At 48.7% G+C, this 1,305-nt stretch carries 1 protein-coding gene and 1 pseudogene; both read left to right on the top strand.

The genetic code is table 11. The features are described 5' to 3' along the window. A partial coding sequence (locus ACR0P9_RS12800) for an ABC transporter permease (RefSeq protein WP_432620735.1) occupies positions 1–670 on the top strand: 670 nt, incomplete at its 5' end. Between the two features lie 185 nt (positions 671–855). Further along, positions 856–1,305, top strand: a pseudogene (locus tag ACR0P9_RS12795) (Na+/H+ antiporter NhaC family protein); the annotation flags it as partial.

The following is a 1,305-nucleotide window of genomic DNA, read 5'->3' as shown; positions in this document are numbered from 1 at the left end:
ATCGACAAAGGTCATTAACAGCTACAGCGATTACCATATGTATGCAGGCGGGAATAGCAATGGCATCGTACTGATTCCGAATACGACTTGGCCGATTGTCTATCAATTTGATGAGCCGCAGAATGTGGCACTTCGTGCGGACACAACGGATAATATGACAGCGGTCGGTGAGGCAGCGAGCGAGATTATTAATGCGTCATTCCCGATGCTGGATACCTCGGAGGCTTCTTATGACAGTCCAAGCATCAAACAGGCGGCACAGCAGCTGCAAGATCTGTCTGATTCGTCCGGCAAACAGCTGATCTGGATCGCTGGCATTTCGCTGATCGTTGGTGCGATTGGCGTCATGAATATTATGCTGGTATCTGTCACGGAACGTACCCGCGAAGTTGGATTAAAAAAGGCATTGGGTGCAAAACGCGGCGTTATCTTGGGACAGTTCTTGACAGAAGCGTCTGTTTTGACCTGCATCGGCGGCTTGATTGGCGTGATCAGCGGATTGGTGCTGTCAAAGATTATCAGTCTGCTGACCGGTACACCGACAGCAATCAGTATTCCGGCGATGCTGGCAGCCGTACTGCTGTCCATTGTCATCGGTGTCATTTCCGGTGTCATTCCGGCTGTTAAGGCGGCGAACCTCAATCCGATTGATGCATTGCGCAGAGATTGACAACGCAAAAAAAGGCTCGAAAGCACTGCCTTTCGAGCCTTTTGCTTGCTAGAAAGAAAATTTTGTTGGTTCTGCCTATAACAGTTTCTTAACAAAGACTTTTCAATTGGCGCAAAAGGCGCTATACTAAGATGTAAAATACTGTCGAATTTCAAAAGAGCGTGGAATTCGAGAGAGGAGAAGATATGAAAGGCAATATGAGAAAGAAACGAACCATTCTCAAACGGTCTATTCTGGCGCTGATTGCAGTCGTGTGTATCATTCTGCTTGTTATCGCGCGTCAGTCGGGTGATGTAACAGGAACTGCATGGGCACTCATGCCGCCAATCGTAGCAATTACCTTGGCGTTGCTGACAAAGGAGGTATACAGCTCTCTGTTTGCCGGCATCGTTGTCGGCGGTCTGCTGTTTTCCCATTGCAGTTTTGAGGGAACCGTTACCCATGTGCTCAATGACGGCTTTTTATCTGTGCTGTCGGATTCCGGCAATGTGGGTATTTTGATTTTCCTGATTTTGCTCGGCACAATTGTTGCGCTGATGAATAATGCAGGCGGCTCTGCGGCGTTTGGCGAATGGGCAAAGACACATATCAAGACAAAGGTCGGGGCACAGCTGGCAACCATCCTGCTGGGCATT

This window comes from Butyricicoccus sp. (assembly GCF_050872565.1).
Taxonomy (GTDB): Bacteria; Bacillota; Clostridia; order Oscillospirales; family Butyricicoccaceae; genus Butyricicoccus_A.
This window is presented reverse-complemented; position numbering and strand designations above follow the sequence as displayed.